The sequence below is a fragment of the Aneurinibacillus thermoaerophilus genome (assembly GCF_019603355.1).
GTDB lineage: Bacteria > Bacillota > Bacilli > Aneurinibacillales > Aneurinibacillaceae > Aneurinibacillus > Aneurinibacillus thermoaerophilus.
Map to the genome: position 1 here is coordinate 1575119 of NZ_CP080764.1, position 17639 is coordinate 1592757.

Here is a 17639-nt window from a genome sequence, read left to right on the forward strand (position 1 = left end):
GTGTGCCCATATGCTCCTAAGCTCGGGTAAGAGGCAGTGGGACAAGACTATGCTTAGTTTTAGAATACACGCAGAATACGAATTTTGTATCATCATTTTGTTAAGATTGTGTTAAAAATTGTCCCGGCTAAATGGCCGGGACCAAAGAGAATGGGGCTGCCACAGAATGTGGCATGATTTTGGAGATCAATCCACTCATTATACTACTATAGGTATGTAAGTATTTTGTTTTGTTAGCATTAAGATTATATTAAGATTGGCACAAGTTTTTTTCATGTCCGACTAAGATAAAAAGGAGGAAATGTTATGCTTGGACAGGAGGCTGCAGCTTTGCTTTTGAAGCTGCGTGAAAAAAAACCGCTTGTACATAATATAACAAACGTAGTGGTAACAAATTTTACGGCTAATGGGTTATTGGCGCTTGGCGTTTCCCCGGTGATGGCGTACGCTCCTGAAGAAGTAGCTGATATGGCGAAGATTGCGGGTGCCCTTGTGCTGAACATGGGCACGCTCACGAGGGAAACGGTAGAGGCAATGTTGATCGCCGGAAAATCGGCCAATAAGCACGGGGTTCCGGTTGTGTTTGATCCGGTCGGAGCCGGGGCGACGCCATTTCGGACGGAAATGGCGCGTCGTATTGTCAACGAACTTGATATTGCCATTATTCGCGGCAATGCAGCGGAGATTGCCAATGTAATCGGCGAGTCATGGGAGATTAAAGGTGTGGATGCCGGAGAGAAAGGCGGAGATACGGAAGAACTTGCCAGAAAGGCGACGAAAGCGCTGGGCACGGTTGTTGCGATTACCGGTAAAACGGACGTGGTGGCCGGGCCTGACAAGCTGTATATGATTCGTAACGGAGACGAGATGTTGACCCGGGTTACTGGCACCGGGTGCTTGCTTACTTCCATTCTTGGGGCTTATGCCGCCGTAGAACAAGATTTCGTGTTCGCGGCAGCCGCGGGACTTGCGAGCTACGGTGTCGCTGCGGAACTGGCGCGACAAATTGTATCTGCCCCGGGTTCGTACCAGATTGCACTTCTTGATGCGCTGTACAATCTCGAAGAAGCACAAATTATCGAAATGGCAGATATTACAGAAAAATAAACAAACAAAAGAAAAGAGAGGATAGCAATGAACCCAGAAGCATGGCAGGAACGTTTGGGCGTCTATCTTGTGCTTGGCATCGATAACGCGGGAGGACGTAGCGCACTGGAAACCGTCCGCCTGGCTATCGAGGGCGGTGTCGATGTTGTGCAATTACGCGAGAAAAAAGCCCCTCTCCGGCGGGTATTGGAAGTGGGGCGGAAAATGCGGGAACTATGCCGTGAGCACGATGTGCTATTTGTTGTCAATGACAGGGTAGATGTAGCGATGTTGCTGGACGCGGACGGAGTGCATGTCGGACAGGATGACCTTCCAGCGGGTGAGGCGCGTAAACTGATTGGTGACCATATGTTTATCGGTGTTTCGGCGTCTTCGGTGGCAGAAGCGCGCTGGGCAATTGAGCAAGGAGCCGATTATCTAGGAGTCGGCGCGATTTACGCAACCGGTAGCAAAGCGGATGCAGGCGATCCAGTAACGCCAGCGTTGATCGGGGAAATTCGCAAGTTTTCGGCTTTGCCGATCGTGGGGATTGGTGGCATTACTGCTGAAAATTGCGCAGAAGTTATGGAACAGGGGGCAAATGGCGTGGCCGTCATTTCAGCGATCGTCGGGCAGCCGGACCCGAAACAGGCGACCGTTCGCCTGAAGCAGGCGGTAGCCCCGTTTATCGGAAAATAAACAGACATGGAGCGGAAGCTGTATCCGCTCCGTTTTTCTTTCTCTTTTAAAAATTCTGCACACAAACAAACGTTCTTGTTCTTTGAAGTTTTGTGTATAATAGAAGAGGAAACGAACGGCAGCTAAATTGGCGAATATTGCTTTTCGCTATAAAAACAAGTACATTGTAATGAAAGAAACAGGAGGGGATAGATTTGAGTCATCCAAGCGTATCACTGAATGTAACAGCATATAGCGATGATGATATTCGTGTCCTCAAAGGTTTGACCGCTGTTCGCGTCAGACCTGGGATGTATATCGGTTCAACCGGCAGCCGCGGCTTGCACCATCTTATCTGGGAAATTATCGATAACTCCAAAGACGAGGTGTTGGCCGGTTATTGCGATACCATTAAAATTACGATTCATCCGGATAAAAGCATTAGTATCGAAGACAATGGCCGCGGAATCCCGACCGGGATGAATAAAGACGAAGGCATTCCGACGCCTACTGTCGTCTTTACCGTTCTCCATGCCGGGGGTAAGTTCGGCGGCGGAGAAGGATACAAGAAGTCAGGCGGACTACATGGCGTGGGAGCCAGCGTCGTGAACGCGCTTTCCGAATGGCTTGAGGTAGAAATTTACCGTGACGGCCATATCTACCGCCAACGTTTTGAATATGTGGAGGGAGCGGACGGAGATTTTAAAGCCGGTCATCCTGTGACCGACCTTGAAATCGTCGGCACGACGCGAAAAACTGGAACAAAGGTCACATTTCTTCCAGATAAGCGTATCTTTGGCGACATTAACATCCAGTATAACATTTTGCGCGAGAGGCTGCGCGACAATGCATTTTTGTTAAAGGGCGTCACCATTCATCTGCACGATATGCGCCCGGGTGCGCCTGGGAAGGAGACGTTTCACTTTGACGAAGGCATTAAAGCGTTCATTGAATATTTAAATGATGGAAAAAATACGCTGCACGATATCGTATATTTTGAAGGCGAAAAGGACGGAATTGAAATTGAACTCGCTTTTCAATATAACGATAACACGTCGGAAAACCTGCTCTCCTATGTCAATACGATTCCGACCATCGATGAAGGAACGCATGTGTCCGGTTTCCGCAATGCGTTTACGAAAGTGTGCAACGAATACGCGCGTAAGAACGCGCTTTTGAAGAAAAATGACAAAAACCTGACCGGGAATGATTACCGGGAAGGGTTGATGGCGGTGCTCAGCATTCGGATGGACGATCCGCAGTTTGAAAGCCAGACAAAAGACAAGCTGGGCAGCGAGGAAGCTCGGTCTGCGGTCGAAGCGTTTGTCAGTGAGAAAATGAGCTTCTTCCTTGAAGAGAATCCAGATATCGCCCGCTTGATTATTGAGCGGGCCATTGAGTCACGCCGCATTAAAGAAGAAATTAAGAAGGCGGCGGAAGCGTTGCGGGGTTCCGGAAAGAAAGGCAAAAAGAAGGGCAAGCGAACCATAAGTGACAAGTACACGCCACCGAGCAAAAAAGACCCTGCGCGCAATGAATTGTTTATCGTTGAGGGTGACTCGGCGGGCGGTTCTGCCATTAATGGTCGCGACCGCAGTTTTCAGGCAGTGCTGAGTTTGCGCGGGAAACCGATTAACGTGGAAAAGAAGAAAATTTATGAAGTCATTGGCCCGAACGGGAATGAAGAAATCAACACGATTGTCGAAGTTCTTGGCACGGGGATCGGTGATGAGTTCAATGCCAACGATTGCGCGTTTGACAAAATTATTATTATGACGGATGCCGATTATGACGGCGCGCATATTCAGATTTTACTGCTAACGCTGTTCTACCGTTACTTCCCTGAACTTATCAAACGCGGCAAAGTATTTATTGCGCAACCTCCGCTGTACAAGGTGTACAAGCAGGGAAAGAAAGGGCAGGAAATCATCTATGCCTGGACGGACGAAGAGCGAATTGTTGCGCAGAAGAAAATGGGCAGCCAGGCAGAAATTCAGCGCTACAAAGGGCTTGGCGAGATGAACGCAGAACAGTTGTGGGACACGACGATGAATCCTGCTACACGCAAGCTGATTCAGGTGGATTTGGAAGAAGCGTCAGAAGCGGAGCGAATTGTCACTATTTTAATGGGCGATAAAGTACCGCCGCGCCGCGAGTGGATCGAAAACAACGTGAAGTTTGTAATGGAGGAGGAATAAAGAGCTAATGTCATTACCGCATGAAGAGTATTTACAGATGAGCGTGCGGGATGTATATCGCTCCAGGTTCAGCGATTATGCCCGCTATATCATTTTATCGCGGGCCATCCCGGATGTGCGGGATGGCTTAAAGCCTGTGCAACGCCGAGTATTGTATTCAATGTACAAAGAAAAAAACACACCAGATCGTCCGTATCGCAAGTCGGCGAAGACGGTTGGTGACGTTATGGGAAACTATCACCCGCACGGTGATTCATCCATCTATGAGACGATGGTGAATCTGGTTCAGCCGCACAAAATGCGCGAACCGCTCATTGACGGGCATGGTCATTGGGGTACGGTAGATGGCGATACCGCCGCGGCGATGCGTTATACGGAAGCGCGTCTTATGCCGATCGCGATGGAAATGTTGCGTGATATTGAAAAGGATACGGTTGATTTTATTCCGAACTACGACAATACATCGAAAGAGCCGACCGTGCTGCCTGCGCGTTTTCCGAATTTGCTCGTAAACGGCGTGACCGGGATTTCCATCGGGTTTGCCACCGAAATTCCGACGCATAACCTGCGGGAAGTTATAAATGGGACGATTGCGCTGCTTCATAATCCGGACATTTCGCTCGATGAGTTGATGAAATATATTCCGGGCCCCGATTTGCCGGGCGGCGGCATTATCCAGGGTCGGGAAGAGATTAAAAAAGCGTATGAAACGGGAGCCGGTCGGATGATTATCCGCTCAAGGACCCATATGGAAAACGGCAAGCAAGGACGAAAGCTAATCGTGGTCGATGAGATTCCGTATACGGTGAAGAAAAAAGCGCTTGTCACGCAAATTGAAGAAGAAATTATTGAGAAAAACGTGGATGGCCTGCTTGAAGTACGGGACGAAACGGATCGCGAAGGCATGCGAATTGTGCTTGAGGTGCGCAAGGATGCTGATGTGGATGGCATTTTACACTATCTGTTCAAAAAGACAGATTTGCAGATTTCATACAGCTTCAATATGCTTGTGATCGCTGACGAGCGTCCCCAGCAACTCGGTTTGAAAGGCATTCTCGGCGCTTATATCGCACACCAGAAAGAAGTAATTACCCGCCGGACGACACATGATTTGGAGAAGGCGCGAAAACGTCTGCATATCGTAGAAGGAATCATTAAAGCGATTTCCATTCTGCGCCAGGTGATCGATACGATTATGGATTCGGACGGACGGGAAGACGCGCGAAATCGTTTGATGGCGAATTTTGCTTTCACGTATGAGCAAGCGGAGGCCATTCTTGATATTCGCTTGCATCAGTTAACACGCCTGGATATTAAAAGGTACGAGAAAGAAGAAAAAGATTTGAACAAGAAAATTTCCGCTCTGGAGGGAATCCTAAAGAGCGAGAAAAAACTGAACAAAGTGCTGGAAAAAGAACTGAGCGAAATCCGCGATAAATACGGCGATGATCGCCGGACGACGCTCGAAGATGAAATTGAAAACCTAGAAGTTGATATTTCTGTTACCGTGCCGGCAGAGGAAGTGATCGTTACGATTACCGAGGAGCAATACATTAAACGGACGTCGCTGCGTTCGTTTAACAGTTCCGGTGCTTCTATCGAAACGGCTGGCGTCAAAGAAAGCGACACGATACGCTATTTTTTCAGGACAAATACAATCCACCACCTGCTTTTATTTACGAATGATGGATATTTCTATCAGATTCCGGTTCACGAAATTCCAGATGGCCGCTGGAAAGACATTGGCACCAGCTTGGTCAATGTCTTGCCCCTTAGCAAAGAGCAGAAAATTGTGGCCGCATACAAAGTAGATTCACTGGATCGTGTAGCGGATGAATCGTTCGCATTTGTGACCGAAGGCGGTATGATTAAGCGGACAAAAGGAGAAGAATACAGCAAAACCCAGAAAAAGCGCGGCATTGTCGCGGTGAAGCTAAAAGACGATGATAAGATTGAAACAGTGCATATGTGTGGCGAGGAAGATGAGTTCCTGCTTGTGTCTTCCGGTGGTATGGCGATTCGGTTTCCTGTGGCTGAGGTGCCGCTGACTGGACGAAATACGGCAGGTGTGCGTGGCATGAAGCTTGAGGAAGGTGAGCGTGTCGTGGCTTCTTTCGTAGTGAAGCCAGAAGCGGAAGATGTGTTACAAATCATCACAAAAGAAGGGGTCATCAAGCGCACTTTCGTCACCCAGTTTACCACGCAGGGCCGGAGCGGTAAGGGCGTGCTCGTAATTCGGCGCCGCAAAGTGCAGCCGCATGAGGTGAAAGTTGCGTTCCTTGAAGGAGAGATGAAGCACGGTCTACTGGGTCGCACGGATAAAGGCCGTGAAGTACGGATCGACTGGGAGGCGTACTGCAAGCATTTATCAGTAAACGATCAGGGTTCTGTCGGACGCACCATGGTACAGCTTGATCCTGGCGAAGAAGTAGCGTCTATTTTGTTTACAGCGCGCGCGGAGGAAAAACAAGCCGGAGAAGGTGTGGACAGTTGCTCCGAGTAAGCAAAGGAGTACCTTTTTGGTAAACTGGAAATACTGTAATAGAAAAATGACGCATGATGACTTGTATTTTGCTGGCCGCAAAGTTCTTTATTATTCTTTTTGTTTCATGTATAGTAAACGTATAGTAAATTCTTTTAGGGGGAACATTTTTTGAGTAACATCGCTGTCGGCAATATTTTGGAAGGTACCGTTGTAGGAGTTCAATCTTTTGGCGCTTTTGTTAATCTCGGAGAGAACAAGCAGGGACTCGTCCATATTTCACAAATTGCTTCTTCTTATGTCGAGGATATTAACCAATTTGTCAAAGTAGGAGACAAAGTGACTGTAAAAGTGCTGGAGATTAAAAACGACGGTAAAATCTCGTTAACTATGAGGATCAATGAAGAAAAGAAGGATGACCGTCGCGCTTTTAAGAAGCGGGATGAGAACCGCAGTCAAGGCGGACGTCAGAACAGCTCGAAAGAAGATTTTGAAGCCATGATGAAACGCTGGCTGAAAACGAGCGAGGACAAGATGGGCGACCTGGGCAAGCGTGAAAAACGGCGCTGAACGGGACCTTACCACTCTTTTAGTAGATTCAACCACTCTGATTTTCGTCAGAGTGGTTTTCTATGCACTCATATACATATGAAAGGAGAAACCATCGTGTTACTGTACCATGTATTAGGAGCAAAGCAATTTACCCGTCCGGAATTGGACGAGATTTTTGTAAAAACCAAAGAAATGGAACGGGTGGTGGCGGAAGGTGGAAGCGATCGCTACAGCAATAAAGTGATGACGACACTTTTCTTTGAGCCGAGCACCCGGACGCGCCTGTCGTTTGAGTCGGCAATGTCCCGTCTTGGCGGCAAGGTAATCGGAACAGAAAATGCGGCTCAATTTTCGTCCACCATTAAGGGGGAAACATTGGAAGACACTATTCGTGTCGTATCCAGCTACAGCGATGTTATCGTTATTCGCCATACGGATATTGGAGCGGCTGAACGCGCTGCTGCGGTGGCGACCGTACCGATTATTAACGCAGGAGACGGCGCGGGGGAACACCCGACGCAGTCGCTTTTGGATTTGTACACGATTAAAAAAGAACTCGGCCGTCTGGATGATCTGCATATCGTCATGATCGGAGATTTGGCGAACGGACGTACGGTTCATTCCTTGTCTTATTTGCTTGCCAATTATAACAAGATTCACATTTCGTTCACCGCTCCGGAAAACGTACAAATTCCCACATATGTGAAAAAATATCTGGATGAAAAAAGGGTTTCGTACGAAGAAGAACACGATTTGGAGAAAGTGGCAAAAACGGCAGATGTGCTCTATCAGACCCGCATCCAAAAAGAGCGTTTTACGTCGCTTGACGAGTATGAGAAAGCCTGCGGCAAGTATATCATTGATAATGCCTTGCTCTCGGTGATGAAAAAAGATAGCATCGTACTGCATCCACTGCCGCGTGCTGGTGAGATTGCGGTCGAGGTGGATCATGACCCGCGCGCCGCGTACTTCCGTCAGGCGGAAAACGGCCTGTTCGTCCGCATGGCGCTCATTGACAAGTGTTTCTCTATGTAGAAGAAGAAAATTACATATTTCCCTCTTTCTTTGCAAAAAATTAGGAAGAAAATGCAGAGAAGGAGGCGGATGGGGGCAATGCGCAAAAAGTTGCTGATTCCGTTCGCAGGTATGGCAGTTGGTGTATGGCTGATTGTGGGCAGCGGGGGACTCGGGGTTCCCACATTCCGCACAGCGGAGAGAGCAACTCCCCCTACCTTGCACGAGCGCCCCGCTATTGCGGATACATGGGACCTTACAAGGTTGTACGCTTCATCAGATGCTTGGCAAAAAGATATTCAATCGATTGTGAGAGAGGCTGCGCTTATCGCTTCTTATAAAGGAAAATTAGATCATGCACATCATTTATATGAGGCGCTTTCGAAGCAAGAAGAAGCATCCCGTAAGCTAGAAAAGGCATATGTATATGCCCAACTACAATTCGATACGCATACTACCGATTCAATCGCACAGCAAAGATTGCATGAAGCGCGGCGGACGGCGCAAAAGCTGACGCTCGCCACTTCATTTATTGGCCCGGAGCTCGCAAGGCTTGATGACAAAAAGCTGGAACGGATGTACCATGCAGAAAAAAAGCTGGTCAAATATAGGCGCTATATTAGTGAGTTACGCAAAGAACGAGGCCATATTTTATCCGAGAAAGAAGAAAAATTGCTTGCGTTGACCGGGGAAGCGATGGGGACAGCCGCTCAGGCTTACCGGTTTTTGCTTGATACGGATCTTGCGTTTCCTTCCATCAAAGATGAAAAAGGAAAAAGCGTGCCGTTGACCCGCGAACGTTACGTTTCTTTCATGACTTCCCCGAAGCAAGCCGTGCGCCGCCGTGCGTTTGAAGCGGTCTATGGCACATACGCGCAATATGGGAACACGTTCGCTTCATTGCTTGCAGGAGAAGTAAGAAGGAATGTCGTATATGCGCAGGCGCGGCGTTATCCGTCTGCCCGTTACGCCGCGTTGCACGCATCCGACATTCCGGAAAGTATATATGATCAATTAATTTCAACCGTGCGCCATCGCATTCATTTGCTGCATCGTTATACGGCGCTACGAAAAAAAATGCTGGGGCTTTCAGCGCTGCATAAGTATGATTTATATGTTCCTTTCATTCGAGGAAAAAAGCGGGAGTACACGCTTAGCGAAGCGAAAACGATGGTGCGGGAAGGACTTGCGCCGCTTGGCGCAGAGTATCAGCAGAAGCTGGAGGAAGCATTTAGAAACCGCTGGATGGACGTCTACAGCCGCACAGGAAAAACGGGCGGCGCCTACCAGACTGCGGTGTACGGGTATCCGCCGTACGTACTTTTAAATTACAACGGAAGGCTGGATGATGTGCTGACGATGGCGCACGAAATGGGACATGCCATGCATTCGTATTACGCCAATAAGACACAAAACTATTTGAACGCAAATTATGATATTTTTGTGGCGGAAGTCGCATCGACAGTCAACGAATCGCTGCTTTTGCGCCGCTGGATTGAAGAGGCCAAGGATAAAAAAGAACGGGCCATGTTGTTAAACCGCTACCTGGACACGTTTCAAGGGACGCTGTTTGCCCAGACGATGTTCGCCGAATTTGAACGCGATATATATCAGGCGGCGGAGAAGGGAGAAGCGTTGACAGCCGATGATTTGGTGCGACGTTATCGGAAGCTGGTGGCCGAGTATTACGGGCCGGCGCTTACGCTAGATCCGAATGTTGGCTATGAGTGGGCGCGTGTGCCGCATTTTTATAAAAATTTCTATGTGTACCAATATGCGACCGGTTTTTCGGCAGCGACCGCGCTCGCGGATAGGCTTTTGCACGGCGGCCCAGAAAAGCGGGAACAATACCTCGCATTCCTGAAAGCGGGCGGCTCGGCACCGCCGCTTGATGTACTTAGAAAAGCCGGGGTTGATTTGCGGAACCCTGAAGTTATTTCACGGGCGCTTGATGTGTTTGAACAAGCATTGAACGAATTGGAGAAATTGGCGTAAGAAGTGTAAGAGAAGCGGATGAGCTGGGCTGGGAGCCTATTTTGTGCAAAAAGAGGGGCATTCGCTTTGCATGATCATAGTGTAGTAGCATATGAAGACTACATTAAGAATGAATGTGGAGGCTCATTATGGAAAACAAACAACCCGCTTTTACCTATGAACAGCATTCATTTCCGTACACTGAATATGTGTATCCTGTGTCATATCCGCACCACTATGGTTATGTACAGGATGAGCGCGGCTCGATCTGGCCCATTATTCCGTTTTTGTTCCTAACCCCGTTCCTTTTTGGACACAGTAAAAAGTATGTGCCGTATCCATATCCGGCACCGTATCCGTACCCCGCTCCGTATCCGACACCATATCCATATCCGTTTGCACCGTATTAAAAAGTAGCTGAAGAATAAGGAGACAGAAACCAGAAAAACTTGCGAGACATTTGTTCACAAGTTTTTCCGGCTTTTTTTAATGATTTATTGCGCGATTTTGTAATAGCTTGGATAATTTTTTTCATATTCGGCGATTTTGTCTTCATGCATCAGAGTGATGCCAATATCGTCCAAACCTTTGAGCAGGCACTCGCGGCGGTATGCATCCACACTGAACGCAATTTCAAGGCCCTGCTCATCTGTAATCTTATTGTTTTCCAAATCGACGGTCAGCTTATAGCCTTCGGTTTCTGTTATGTTGCGGAACAGCCTGTCCACCGTCTCTTCCGGCAGTACAATCGGCAAAATGCCGTTTTTAAAGCAGTTGTTATGGAAGATGTCCGCAAAAGACGGTGCAATAATTACTTTAAAACCGTAATCGAGCAAAGCCCACGGCGCGTGCTCACGAGATGAGCCGCATCCGAAGTTGTTGCGCGCAAGCAAGATGTGCGCTCCTTTGTAGCGCGGCTTATTTAATTCGAAATTCGGATTCGGGTTGTTGTTTTCGTCAAAGCGCCATTCATAGAACAGGAACTGGCCGAAACCGGTGCGTTCAATGCGCTTCAAGAATTGTTTCGGGATAATTGCGTCTGTATCGACATTGACACGGTCGAGCGGAGCAACCACGCTTGTAATCTTTTTAAACGGTTCCATGTGCTTTTTCCTCCTTTGCTTTTACTTCCCAGTTACGGACGTCGACGAAATGGCCGGCGATTGCGGCTGCCGCTGCCATTTCCGGGCTTACGAGGTGCGTGCGTCCACCGCGGCCTTGGCGTCCTTCAAAATTGCGGTTTGAAGTGGAAGCGCAGCGTTCGCCGGGAGCGAGTACATCCGGGTTCATCGCTAGGCACATGCTACAGCCCGGCTCGCGCCATTCAAAACCAGCTTCAATGAAGATTTTATCCAGCCCTTCTTTTTCCGCCTGCTCCTTTACCATCCCGGAACCTGGTACAACCATCGCCTGCACATGCGGCGCAACTTTGTAGCCGTTGGCGATTTTCGCTGCGGCGCGCAAGTCTTCGATGCGTCCGTTCGTACAGGAACCAATGAACACGCGGTCGATCTGGATTTTAGTCATCGGCGTGTGTGGCTCGAGGCCCATGTATTCCAGCGCTTTTTGTGCCGCTTTGCGCTCATTTTCCGTCGCAAAATCTTCTGGCGCCGGAACTACGCCGGTAATGCCGATTCCCATGCCCGGGCTTGTGCCCCATGTAACCTGCGGTTCGATGGTGGATGCGTCGATGACTACGCGACGGTCGTATTCCGCGCCCTCATCGGTCACGAGCTTCCTCCAGGCTTCTACCGCCTTATCCCATTCTTCGCCTTTTGGCGCGAACTGGCGTCCTTTTAAATATTCAAATGTCGTCTCGTCCGGCGCGATCAGCCCTGCGCGTGCGCCTGCTTCAATTGACATATTGCAGACGGTCATTCTCTCTTCCATGGACAGTTTTTTGATAGCTTCGCCCGTATATTCAATGACGTATCCGGTGGCAAAATCTGTGCCCCACTTTGCGATAATAGCAAGAATCAAGTCTTTTGCCGTTACGCCGAGCGGGAGGTCGCCTTCCACATGCACTTCGAGCGTTTTTGGCTTTTTTTGCTGCAGGCATTGGGTCGCGAGCACATGCTCCACTTCGCTTGTACCGATACCAAAGGCGAGCGCGCCGAAGGCTCCGTGAGTAGATGTATGGCTATCTCCGCATACGATCGTTTTGCCCGGGTGCGTCAAGCCGAGTTCCGGGCCCATGACGTGAACAACGCCCTGCTCTTTGCTGTCAAGGTCAAACAGCGTGATGCCAAATTCTTTGCAGTTTTGCTGCAACGTTTCAATTTGCTGACGGGAAATTGGATCTTCGATCGGAAGGGAGCGGTTTGTTGTTGGCACGTTGTGGTCGACGGTCGCAAACGTTAAATCCGGACGCCGCACTTTACGGCCCGCGAGACGCAATCCTTCAAACGCCTGCGGAGATGTTACTTCATGCACAAGATGCAGGTCGATGTATAGCAGACTGGGTTTGTTTTCTTCCGCGTGGATGACGTGATTGTCCCAGATTTTTTCAAACATTGTGCGTGGTTTCATTCGTCTCTCCCCTTTTTCTGTAATTGTTTATTACTTTTTTGAATCTTTATATAAGTTTTAGCATAGAAAACTGAAAAGTTCAAAGATATAATATTTATAAAATGTATAGGTTTTTCCTATAAAAATGAAGAAGGAAGATTTGAATGGAATTTAGACAATTGCTGTATGCTGTGACGATCGCGGAAGAAAAAAGTTTTTCAAAAGCGGCGGAAAAGTTGCATTTAGCGCAACCATCGCTTAGCCAGCAAATCGCCAAGTTGGAGAAGGAATTGGATGTTATTTTATTTGAGCGTTCAAGTTCGACCCGCCTGACCGATGCAGGAGAGCGTTTTTATGAATCGGCGACGAGAATTCTTGATGCGGTGGAGCAATTGAAAAAAGAGATGCAGGATATGGTGGAATTGGAAAAAGGGACGCTTACGGTCGGTAGTCTGCCCATTACGGGAGCACACATTTTGCCGCTCGTACTTCCCGTGTTTAAAAGAAAGTATCCTGGCATCCAGGTGCGTTTGGTTGAAGAACCGACCCTTGTGTTGGAGCAATTGACGGCCCGCGGCACAACGGAAATGAGCCTGCTTTCACTGCCGATACAGGAGCCGAATCTTGAGTGGGAGCCGATATTGGAAGAAGAAATTTGTCTAGCTGTGCCACCTGATCATCCGCTTTCCCGGAGAAAGGAAGTAGAGATTCGCGAACTAAATGCTGAAGCGTTTATTATGCTGAAAAAGGGCCAGGGGTTTCGCACCCTGGCCGCCAAATGGTGTGAAGAAGCGGGATTCGTTCCGCAAGTTGTATTTGAAAGCAGCAACATTGAAACCGTACAGTCGCTTGTGGCCGCAGGAATGGGGATTGCCTTTGTCCCCAGAATGATCACGCGTTTCTCGAAAGAGGAGATGCTGCCCGTGTATGTATCGTTGCGTGATCCGACGCCGCGGCGCACGCTTGTTATAGCATATCGCCGCGGCCGTTACCGCTCGCGCGCGAGCCGTGCGTTTTTGTCTACCGTCAAAGAGGTGCTTAGGGAGATGGAACAATCGTTCCGTCGCTTTTAACTGTCGCTTTAGGTGAGATGCGGTCTATGAAGTTCAGAAAGCTTGCTTTTTCCGCTCCCGTCATCAGGCGTGGCCGTCCGTTTATGATGTGAGCTGGAACAAGATTTGCCTGTATGCGCTTGCCGTTGAGTGCCACTTCGAGAATCGCCGTCTGGTTACAGAGGTCCATTTTGCTTTTTGTGAAGACAAAATTGCCGAGCGAGTAGGCAATTAGCTTCCCTTTGTACCATTCCACCGGTTGCATGATGTGGGAGTGATGACCGACAACAAGGTCCGCTCCTGCATCCACCAATTTATGCCCCATTTCTGTCTGATATGCTTCAGGTACGGTCATGCGTTCTTTGCCCCAGTGGATAAAAACGATAACCATATCGGCATTTTTTCTTGCTTCCCGGACTTTGCTGTACATACCTTTTGGATTGTACGCGCTGGCAAGTCCCGGCTTGTTCGCGCCAGCCATCCAGCTTGTGGAAGGTAACACACGGCTATAGTTTAAGAATGCGATTGTTTTGCCGCGCTTTGTTATGTAGTGGATTTGCGTCGCTTCTGTAAGATTTTTACCCGCTCCCATGGGGATGAGCTTCGCTTTTTGCAGGTGCTTAATGGTATCGAGGAGCGAATCTTGACCGAAATCCATCGTATGATTATTTGCGAGTCCAACAAGATCATAGCCGCTATCAGCCATTGCCTGGGCCATGCGCGGGTCGGAGCGGAATGTGAATTGTTTATTTTGCGCTGCTCCTCTGGTTGTCAGTGTCGTTTCTAAATTGCCGACCGCAATATCTGCTCGCGCCAGTATAGGCTTCACGTCGGTGAACGGATAGCTTGTTCCGTTCTTTTTAATTTGTTTAGCTACCGTACCGGTGAACTGTAAGTCTCCTGTAAATGCCAGTGTCACGCGGTCAAGGCTCGTAATCATCACATCGGCGTTTTTGGTTTTGGCGTCAGCTATTACGTTCATTAAACCGCCCGCAAGGAGCCCGAGGGCAAGGATGCCTGCCGCAAGCCAAGCGAAGCGGTATTTTCGGTATGTTTTCATGCTATGTTTTTCCTCTCCCTTAGACATGTTCCTTTTATTTCCTTTCTATCCTTATAACATCATATCACACCTATGTTGAATGAAAAGATTATCTTTCAAAAAAATACCTTTGCGCATTCTTGGGCCCATAGTAAAATGAAAAGAAAAGAGAGGGTGGAAACCGTTGTTCTACGTTGTTTTGACTTTCCATCTGCTGGCGATCACGGCCAAGCTTGCCGTGCTGTTCTTGATTCCACGGCTGCGAAGCGTGGAGCAAACCCGGCGTTTTCTCGCCACATATCGGAAGTTGGACTGCGCGGCCGACGTAGTGCTCTGGAGTACGGGCATTGCGTTTTTCTTCGTTACTTCGTTTCAATATTTAATGCAGATGTGGCTGATTGTGTCCATGCTTTTATATATGTTTGTTTTCTATATGATGAAGCGGTTTCTTATGCGTGGTTTGGTAGAAGTAGCAAACAGTCGCAAAATTTATGCCGAGAAAGAATTGAAAACGCTTCGTTTTCAGAACCTGTGTGTCGGACTTTTTTCCATATTTTTAATGGGCTGTATCGCGTTTATGATGATGAACAAACCGTTCTAAATACGGTTGAAAAAAGAAAAAGCAGGGATGGGAAATTGCCTATCCCTGCTTTCATTTATGCCGTTAGTTAACCCATTCGGCCACGGTTTGCTTCGCTTCTTCCAGTTCGCTTTCATGCACATAGATAGCGGCCCTTTTTTCCACAAATGTCCGGATTCCTTTCTCTTCCAGACGTCGTTGCATAGCTCGTAACCGGAAGTCGTTGCGGTCAAGGAACACAACAACCCATCCTTCTTCCGGTTTTGCTGTACTGCTGAACATTCTGCGCAGTTTCTTCAACATGTTAAGATTCACCACCTTAGGATGCCTAAGTTTGTATAGTATGATCTTCGAAGCGTGGGTGGTTTTTTTGACCGGGGAAACGAGCGGAGCCGTTTGTCTTTCATGCCTGTACACAATCTATACAAATACGTATTGTCATCATGCCATGTGCAGGCGCAAAGGGCAATACGCGAAAAGTCCCGGAAACTATAAGATACAGCAATGCAAGTAAAAGGGACTATTGCCAATTCCATGCAATATTTGCACTGTTAATTAATTGTAGACTTGATAAAATTTAAGGTAAGAAAACAGTCAGCTATTTAAAGATAAAGCATAGGAGGGCATAAAAATGGCAATGAAAGCAACCGGTGTAGTTCGGAAAGTAGATGAGTTGGGACGTGTCGTGATTCCGATTGAGTTGCGTCGCAATTTGGGTATCGCCGAAAAGGATGGGCTGGAGATTTTCGTTGATGAAGAAAAAATTATTTTGAAGCGGTACGCTCCGGCCTGCATTTTTTGCGATTCGGCAGAAAATATCACAAGCTACCGTGGACGCAACATTTGCAAGAGCTGTCTGACGAATTTAAAAGAAATGGAGTAAAAAAACAGTCGGCCTTATATAGGGCCGACGTTCTTTTTTCTTTTCTCTATTTAAAAATTAATCACGATATTATTTAGCGCCGCTACTCCTTCGTATTGCTCCTTGAAATAGGCGAACCCTTTCACAATGATGGAATTTCCTTCAGGTGGTTTCGTAAGATGCAATGTAAAATTGGCAAAGACCAAGCGGTTGCCAGCCATCAATTCGTTGCAGAAGAGCGGAGTTAGCCAGTACTCCCCGTTGTTTTTTCCCTGTTCACTCTCGTTCTCTTGAATGTACTGCCATTCATTTGAAGAGGACGATTCAATCAAAAAGGATGTCTGCTTTTTCGTTTTTCTGATCTTTCCGCTCAGTGTTCCCGCTGGAGCGGGCGAAATCCGGATGCAAATGATCGGCGCATGTAGCGTCGCGTTTCCCGTATTTTTCACAATGAAGTCGCCCATAACAAGCACATTGTTTTCTTCATCTTCATCTGGCAAAATGACCGAGTAATTAAAAAAAGCCGCACTTTCTATCCTGCCCCCGTCGCTTGTTGCTCGCTCCTGGTTATCGTTTGGCTTCTGAATAGGCTTAGTCAATTCTTTTTCAATTAAAGCGGTGTAACGTGAAAGTTCAGCACAGTAAGATAGGATGGTTTGCGTATGGTTCTTGTCCATTCTATTCTCCTTTTTCTAAAAAAGTAATGTAGACAAGAAGAGAGGATTTCTCTCCTTGTCTGAGAAAGAATGCCGATTAACCTGGAAAAACAGTAGGGCATTGCGGCGGGAACGGGCGCGGTGGGCATTCGAATGGCAATTCTGGACGTGGCTGGCAGAAGTCGGCCAAAATTTCGAGCTTAACCATCGCTTCCATTTGAATGTCCTGGCACATGTTGATGGAAATATCGAGCTGGAATTCGTCGGTTCCATTTGTGCCGGTGCAAGGGAAGAAAATGAGCTGCGCATCGCATTCAAAATCAGTAATATGGCACTGTAGGAATGTTCCCGGAGGTGCGCACAGGAAAAACTTCTCTGCTACTTGGAACGGTTTTGTTACACAGCAGATAATTGGTTTCTCACATACGGTTGGCAGCACCTTTAAAACAACGGTGACGAATCCTTTTTTCAGCACTTTCACTTTTTGCAGTGTAACTACTTCGCCTGTAGGCAGCGTAACCTGCACATCTTGACGACCACCCGGCTGCGTGATTTCAACGCAGCAAATCGATCCTTCATCTAACGGATCAAGCGGTTTTCCGAACTCGTCGGATAAAAAGCATTCGACGGTTCCGAATTTTGCAACATCTTGGGTGGTTATTCCTGTGGGTAATGTGCAACCAGGGAAAACCTCAGTAAGAAGACCGCGCTGGCTAATGAGTGGAACGTCGACTTGGCGGGTTACCCAGTCAAACACTTTAGGCACTTTGATACATACAGTTTCTTGTTGTGCGCCTTGAATTGCTTCAGGGTTAAATTCATGGTTTATATGCATGCATAACCATCCTTTCTGAAGTATTGGTGGGGATTGGAACTACTTTATTTTATGGAGAGGGCTCGGAGGCAGTTCTAGGCATTCGCGGAATTTTTTACGATAGGTAAAAAAGAAAAAAATCGT

The 17639-nt window shown here is 47.8% G+C and carries 17 protein-coding genes; 11 read left to right on the forward strand and 6 right to left on the reverse strand.

Annotation, left to right across the window (positions count from 1 at the left end):
* The first annotated feature begins 306 nt into the window (after positions 1 to 306).
* The 8 genes from thiM (at position 307) to K3F53_RS08315 (ending at position 10394) form a co-directional block, all read left to right on the forward strand.
* Positions 307 to 1107, forward strand: coding sequence for a hydroxyethylthiazole kinase (thiM, locus tag K3F53_RS08280; RefSeq protein ID WP_057899008.1), 801 nt, complete (start codon positions 307 to 309; stop codon positions 1105 to 1107).
* A gap of 27 nt (positions 1108 to 1134) precedes the next feature.
* Positions 1135 to 1785: a thiamine phosphate synthase gene (gene thiE / locus K3F53_RS08285; protein ID WP_057899007.1), complete on the forward strand. Its 651-nt coding sequence runs from the start codon at positions 1135 to 1137 to the stop codon at positions 1783 to 1785.
* Between the two features lie 194 nt (positions 1786 to 1979).
* Positions 1980 to 3962 carry a DNA gyrase/topoisomerase IV subunit B gene (locus K3F53_RS08290; RefSeq protein WP_175493543.1) on the forward strand — a complete coding sequence of 661 codons (1983 nt, stop codon included), beginning with the start codon at positions 1980 to 1982 and terminating at the stop codon, positions 3960 to 3962.
* 7 nt (positions 3963 to 3969) lie between these two features.
* Positions 3970 to 6465 carry a DNA topoisomerase IV subunit A gene (parC, locus tag K3F53_RS08295; RefSeq protein WP_082706007.1) on the forward strand — a complete coding sequence of 832 codons (2496 nt, stop codon included), beginning with the start codon at positions 3970 to 3972 and terminating at the stop codon, positions 6463 to 6465.
* 150 nt (positions 6466 to 6615) lie between these two features.
* Positions 6616 to 7014, forward strand: coding sequence for a S1 RNA-binding domain-containing protein (locus tag K3F53_RS08300; RefSeq protein WP_057899006.1), 399 nt, complete (start codon positions 6616 to 6618; stop codon positions 7012 to 7014).
* 102 nt (positions 7015 to 7116) lie between these two features.
* A complete protein-coding gene (gene pyrB, locus K3F53_RS08305; protein WP_408863343.1) occupies positions 7117 to 8031 on the forward strand; it encodes an aspartate carbamoyltransferase in 915 nt (304 codons plus the stop codon).
* Positions 8032 to 8109: 78 nt separating this feature from the next.
* Positions 8110 to 10005 carry an oligoendopeptidase F gene (gene pepF, locus K3F53_RS08310; protein ID WP_162265026.1) on the forward strand — a complete coding sequence of 632 codons (1896 nt, stop codon included), beginning with the start codon at positions 8110 to 8112 and terminating at the stop codon, positions 10003 to 10005.
* Positions 10006 to 10133: 128 nt separating this feature from the next.
* Positions 10134 to 10394 carry a hypothetical protein gene (locus K3F53_RS08315; protein WP_057899004.1) on the forward strand — a complete coding sequence of 87 codons (261 nt, stop codon included), beginning with the start codon at positions 10134 to 10136 and terminating at the stop codon, positions 10392 to 10394.
* Between the two features lie 84 nt (positions 10395 to 10478).
* Here K3F53_RS08315 and leuD read toward each other — a convergent pair whose 3' ends face one another.
* Together leuD and leuC are read right to left on the reverse strand one after the other, a co-directional pair.
* Complete coding sequence (leuD, locus tag K3F53_RS08320) at positions 10479 to 11087, reverse strand: 3-isopropylmalate dehydratase small subunit (RefSeq protein ID WP_091259891.1); 609 nt, start codon at positions 11085 to 11087, stop codon at positions 10479 to 10481.
* Positions 11074 to 12513: a 3-isopropylmalate dehydratase large subunit gene (gene leuC / locus K3F53_RS08325; RefSeq protein ID WP_057899002.1), complete on the reverse strand. Its 1440-nt coding sequence runs from the start codon at positions 12511 to 12513 to the stop codon at positions 11074 to 11076. The genes leuD and leuC overlap by 14 nt, the downstream gene beginning before the upstream one ends.
* A 143-nt stretch (positions 12514 to 12656) precedes the next feature.
* On the opposite strand from leuC, the gene K3F53_RS08330 reads away from it, so the two are divergent.
* Complete coding sequence (locus K3F53_RS08330; protein WP_057899001.1) at positions 12657 to 13565, forward strand: LysR family transcriptional regulator; 909 nt, start codon at positions 12657 to 12659, stop codon at positions 13563 to 13565.
* On the opposite strand, the gene K3F53_RS08335 is transcribed toward K3F53_RS08330, so the two are convergent.
* Entirely contained in the window at positions 13531 to 14604 is a 1074-nt protein-coding gene (locus K3F53_RS08335) for a CapA family protein (protein WP_162265025.1), read from the reverse strand. The two genes, K3F53_RS08330 and K3F53_RS08335, sit on opposite strands and share 35 nt — an antisense overlap.
* Positions 14605 to 14767: 163 nt before the next feature.
* On the opposite strand from K3F53_RS08335, the gene K3F53_RS08340 reads away from it, so the two are divergent.
* Positions 14768 to 15184 carry a hypothetical protein gene (locus tag K3F53_RS08340; protein WP_057898999.1) on the forward strand — a complete coding sequence of 139 codons (417 nt, stop codon included), beginning with the start codon at positions 14768 to 14770 and terminating at the stop codon, positions 15182 to 15184.
* Between the two features lie 63 nt (positions 15185 to 15247).
* Here the strand turns inward: K3F53_RS08340 and K3F53_RS08345 are convergent, their stop codons facing one another.
* Positions 15248 to 15466, reverse strand: a complete 219-nt coding sequence (locus K3F53_RS08345) for a hypothetical protein (protein ID WP_057898998.1) — start codon at positions 15464 to 15466, stop codon at positions 15248 to 15250.
* A 334-nt stretch (positions 15467 to 15800) separates the two neighbouring features.
* Between K3F53_RS08345 and K3F53_RS08350 the strand changes: the two genes are divergently transcribed.
* Positions 15801 to 16046, forward strand: a complete 246-nt coding sequence (locus K3F53_RS08350; protein ID WP_057900339.1) for an AbrB/MazE/SpoVT family DNA-binding domain-containing protein — start codon at positions 15801 to 15803, stop codon at positions 16044 to 16046.
* 50 nt (positions 16047 to 16096) lie between these two features.
* On the opposite strand, the gene K3F53_RS08355 is transcribed toward K3F53_RS08350, so the two are convergent.
* Together K3F53_RS08355 and K3F53_RS08360 are read right to left on the reverse strand one after the other, a co-directional pair.
* The gene (locus tag K3F53_RS08355; protein ID WP_057898997.1) at positions 16097 to 16702 is read right to left on the reverse strand and encodes a hypothetical protein; all 606 of its coding nucleotides are present in this window, start codon (positions 16700 to 16702) and stop codon (positions 16097 to 16099) included.
* A 76-nt stretch (positions 16703 to 16778) separates the two neighbouring features.
* Positions 16779 to 17516 (reverse strand): BMQ_0737 family morphogenetic spore coat protein, encoded by a 738-nt coding sequence (locus K3F53_RS08360; RefSeq protein WP_057898996.1) that lies wholly within the window; start codon positions 17514 to 17516, stop codon positions 16779 to 16781.
* Positions 17517 to 17639 lie beyond the last annotated feature (123 nt).

Coding starts and splice junctions, on each gene's coding strand:
- K3F53_RS08345 (WP_057898998.1), bottom strand. CDS start 15,466: ATGTTGAAGAAACTGCGCAGAATGTTCAGCAGTACAGCAAAACCGGAA.
- K3F53_RS08315 (WP_057899004.1), top strand. CDS start 10,134: ATGGAAAACAAACAACCCGCTTTTACCTATGAACAGCATTCATTTCCG.
- thiE (WP_057899007.1), top strand. CDS start 1,135: ATGAACCCAGAAGCATGGCAGGAACGTTTGGGCGTCTATCTTGTGCTT.
- pepF (WP_162265026.1), top strand. CDS start 8,110: ATGCGCAAAAAGTTGCTGATTCCGTTCGCAGGTATGGCAGTTGGTGTA.
- leuC (WP_057899002.1), bottom strand. CDS start 12,513: ATGAAACCACGCACAATGTTTGAAAAAATCTGGGACAATCACGTCATC.
- K3F53_RS08350 (WP_057900339.1), top strand. CDS start 15,801: ATGAAAGCAACCGGTGTAGTTCGGAAAGTAGATGAGTTGGGACGTGTC.
- K3F53_RS08355 (WP_057898997.1), bottom strand. CDS start 16,702: ATGGACAAGAACCATACGCAAACCATCCTATCTTACTGTGCTGAACTT.
- thiM (WP_057899008.1), top strand. CDS start 307: ATGCTTGGACAGGAGGCTGCAGCTTTGCTTTTGAAGCTGCGTGAAAAA.
- K3F53_RS08330 (WP_057899001.1), top strand. CDS start 12,657: ATGGAATTTAGACAATTGCTGTATGCTGTGACGATCGCGGAAGAAAAA.
- K3F53_RS08335 (WP_162265025.1), bottom strand. CDS start 14,604: ATGAAAACATACCGAAAATACCGCTTCGCTTGGCTTGCGGCAGGCATC.
- leuD (WP_091259891.1), bottom strand. CDS start 11,087: ATGGAACCGTTTAAAAAGATTACAAGCGTGGTTGCTCCGCTCGACCGT.
- K3F53_RS08360 (WP_057898996.1), bottom strand. CDS start 17,516: ATGCATATAAACCATGAATTTAACCCTGAAGCAATTCAAGGCGCACAA.
- parC (WP_082706007.1), top strand. CDS start 3,970: ATGTCATTACCGCATGAAGAGTATTTACAGATGAGCGTGCGGGATGTA.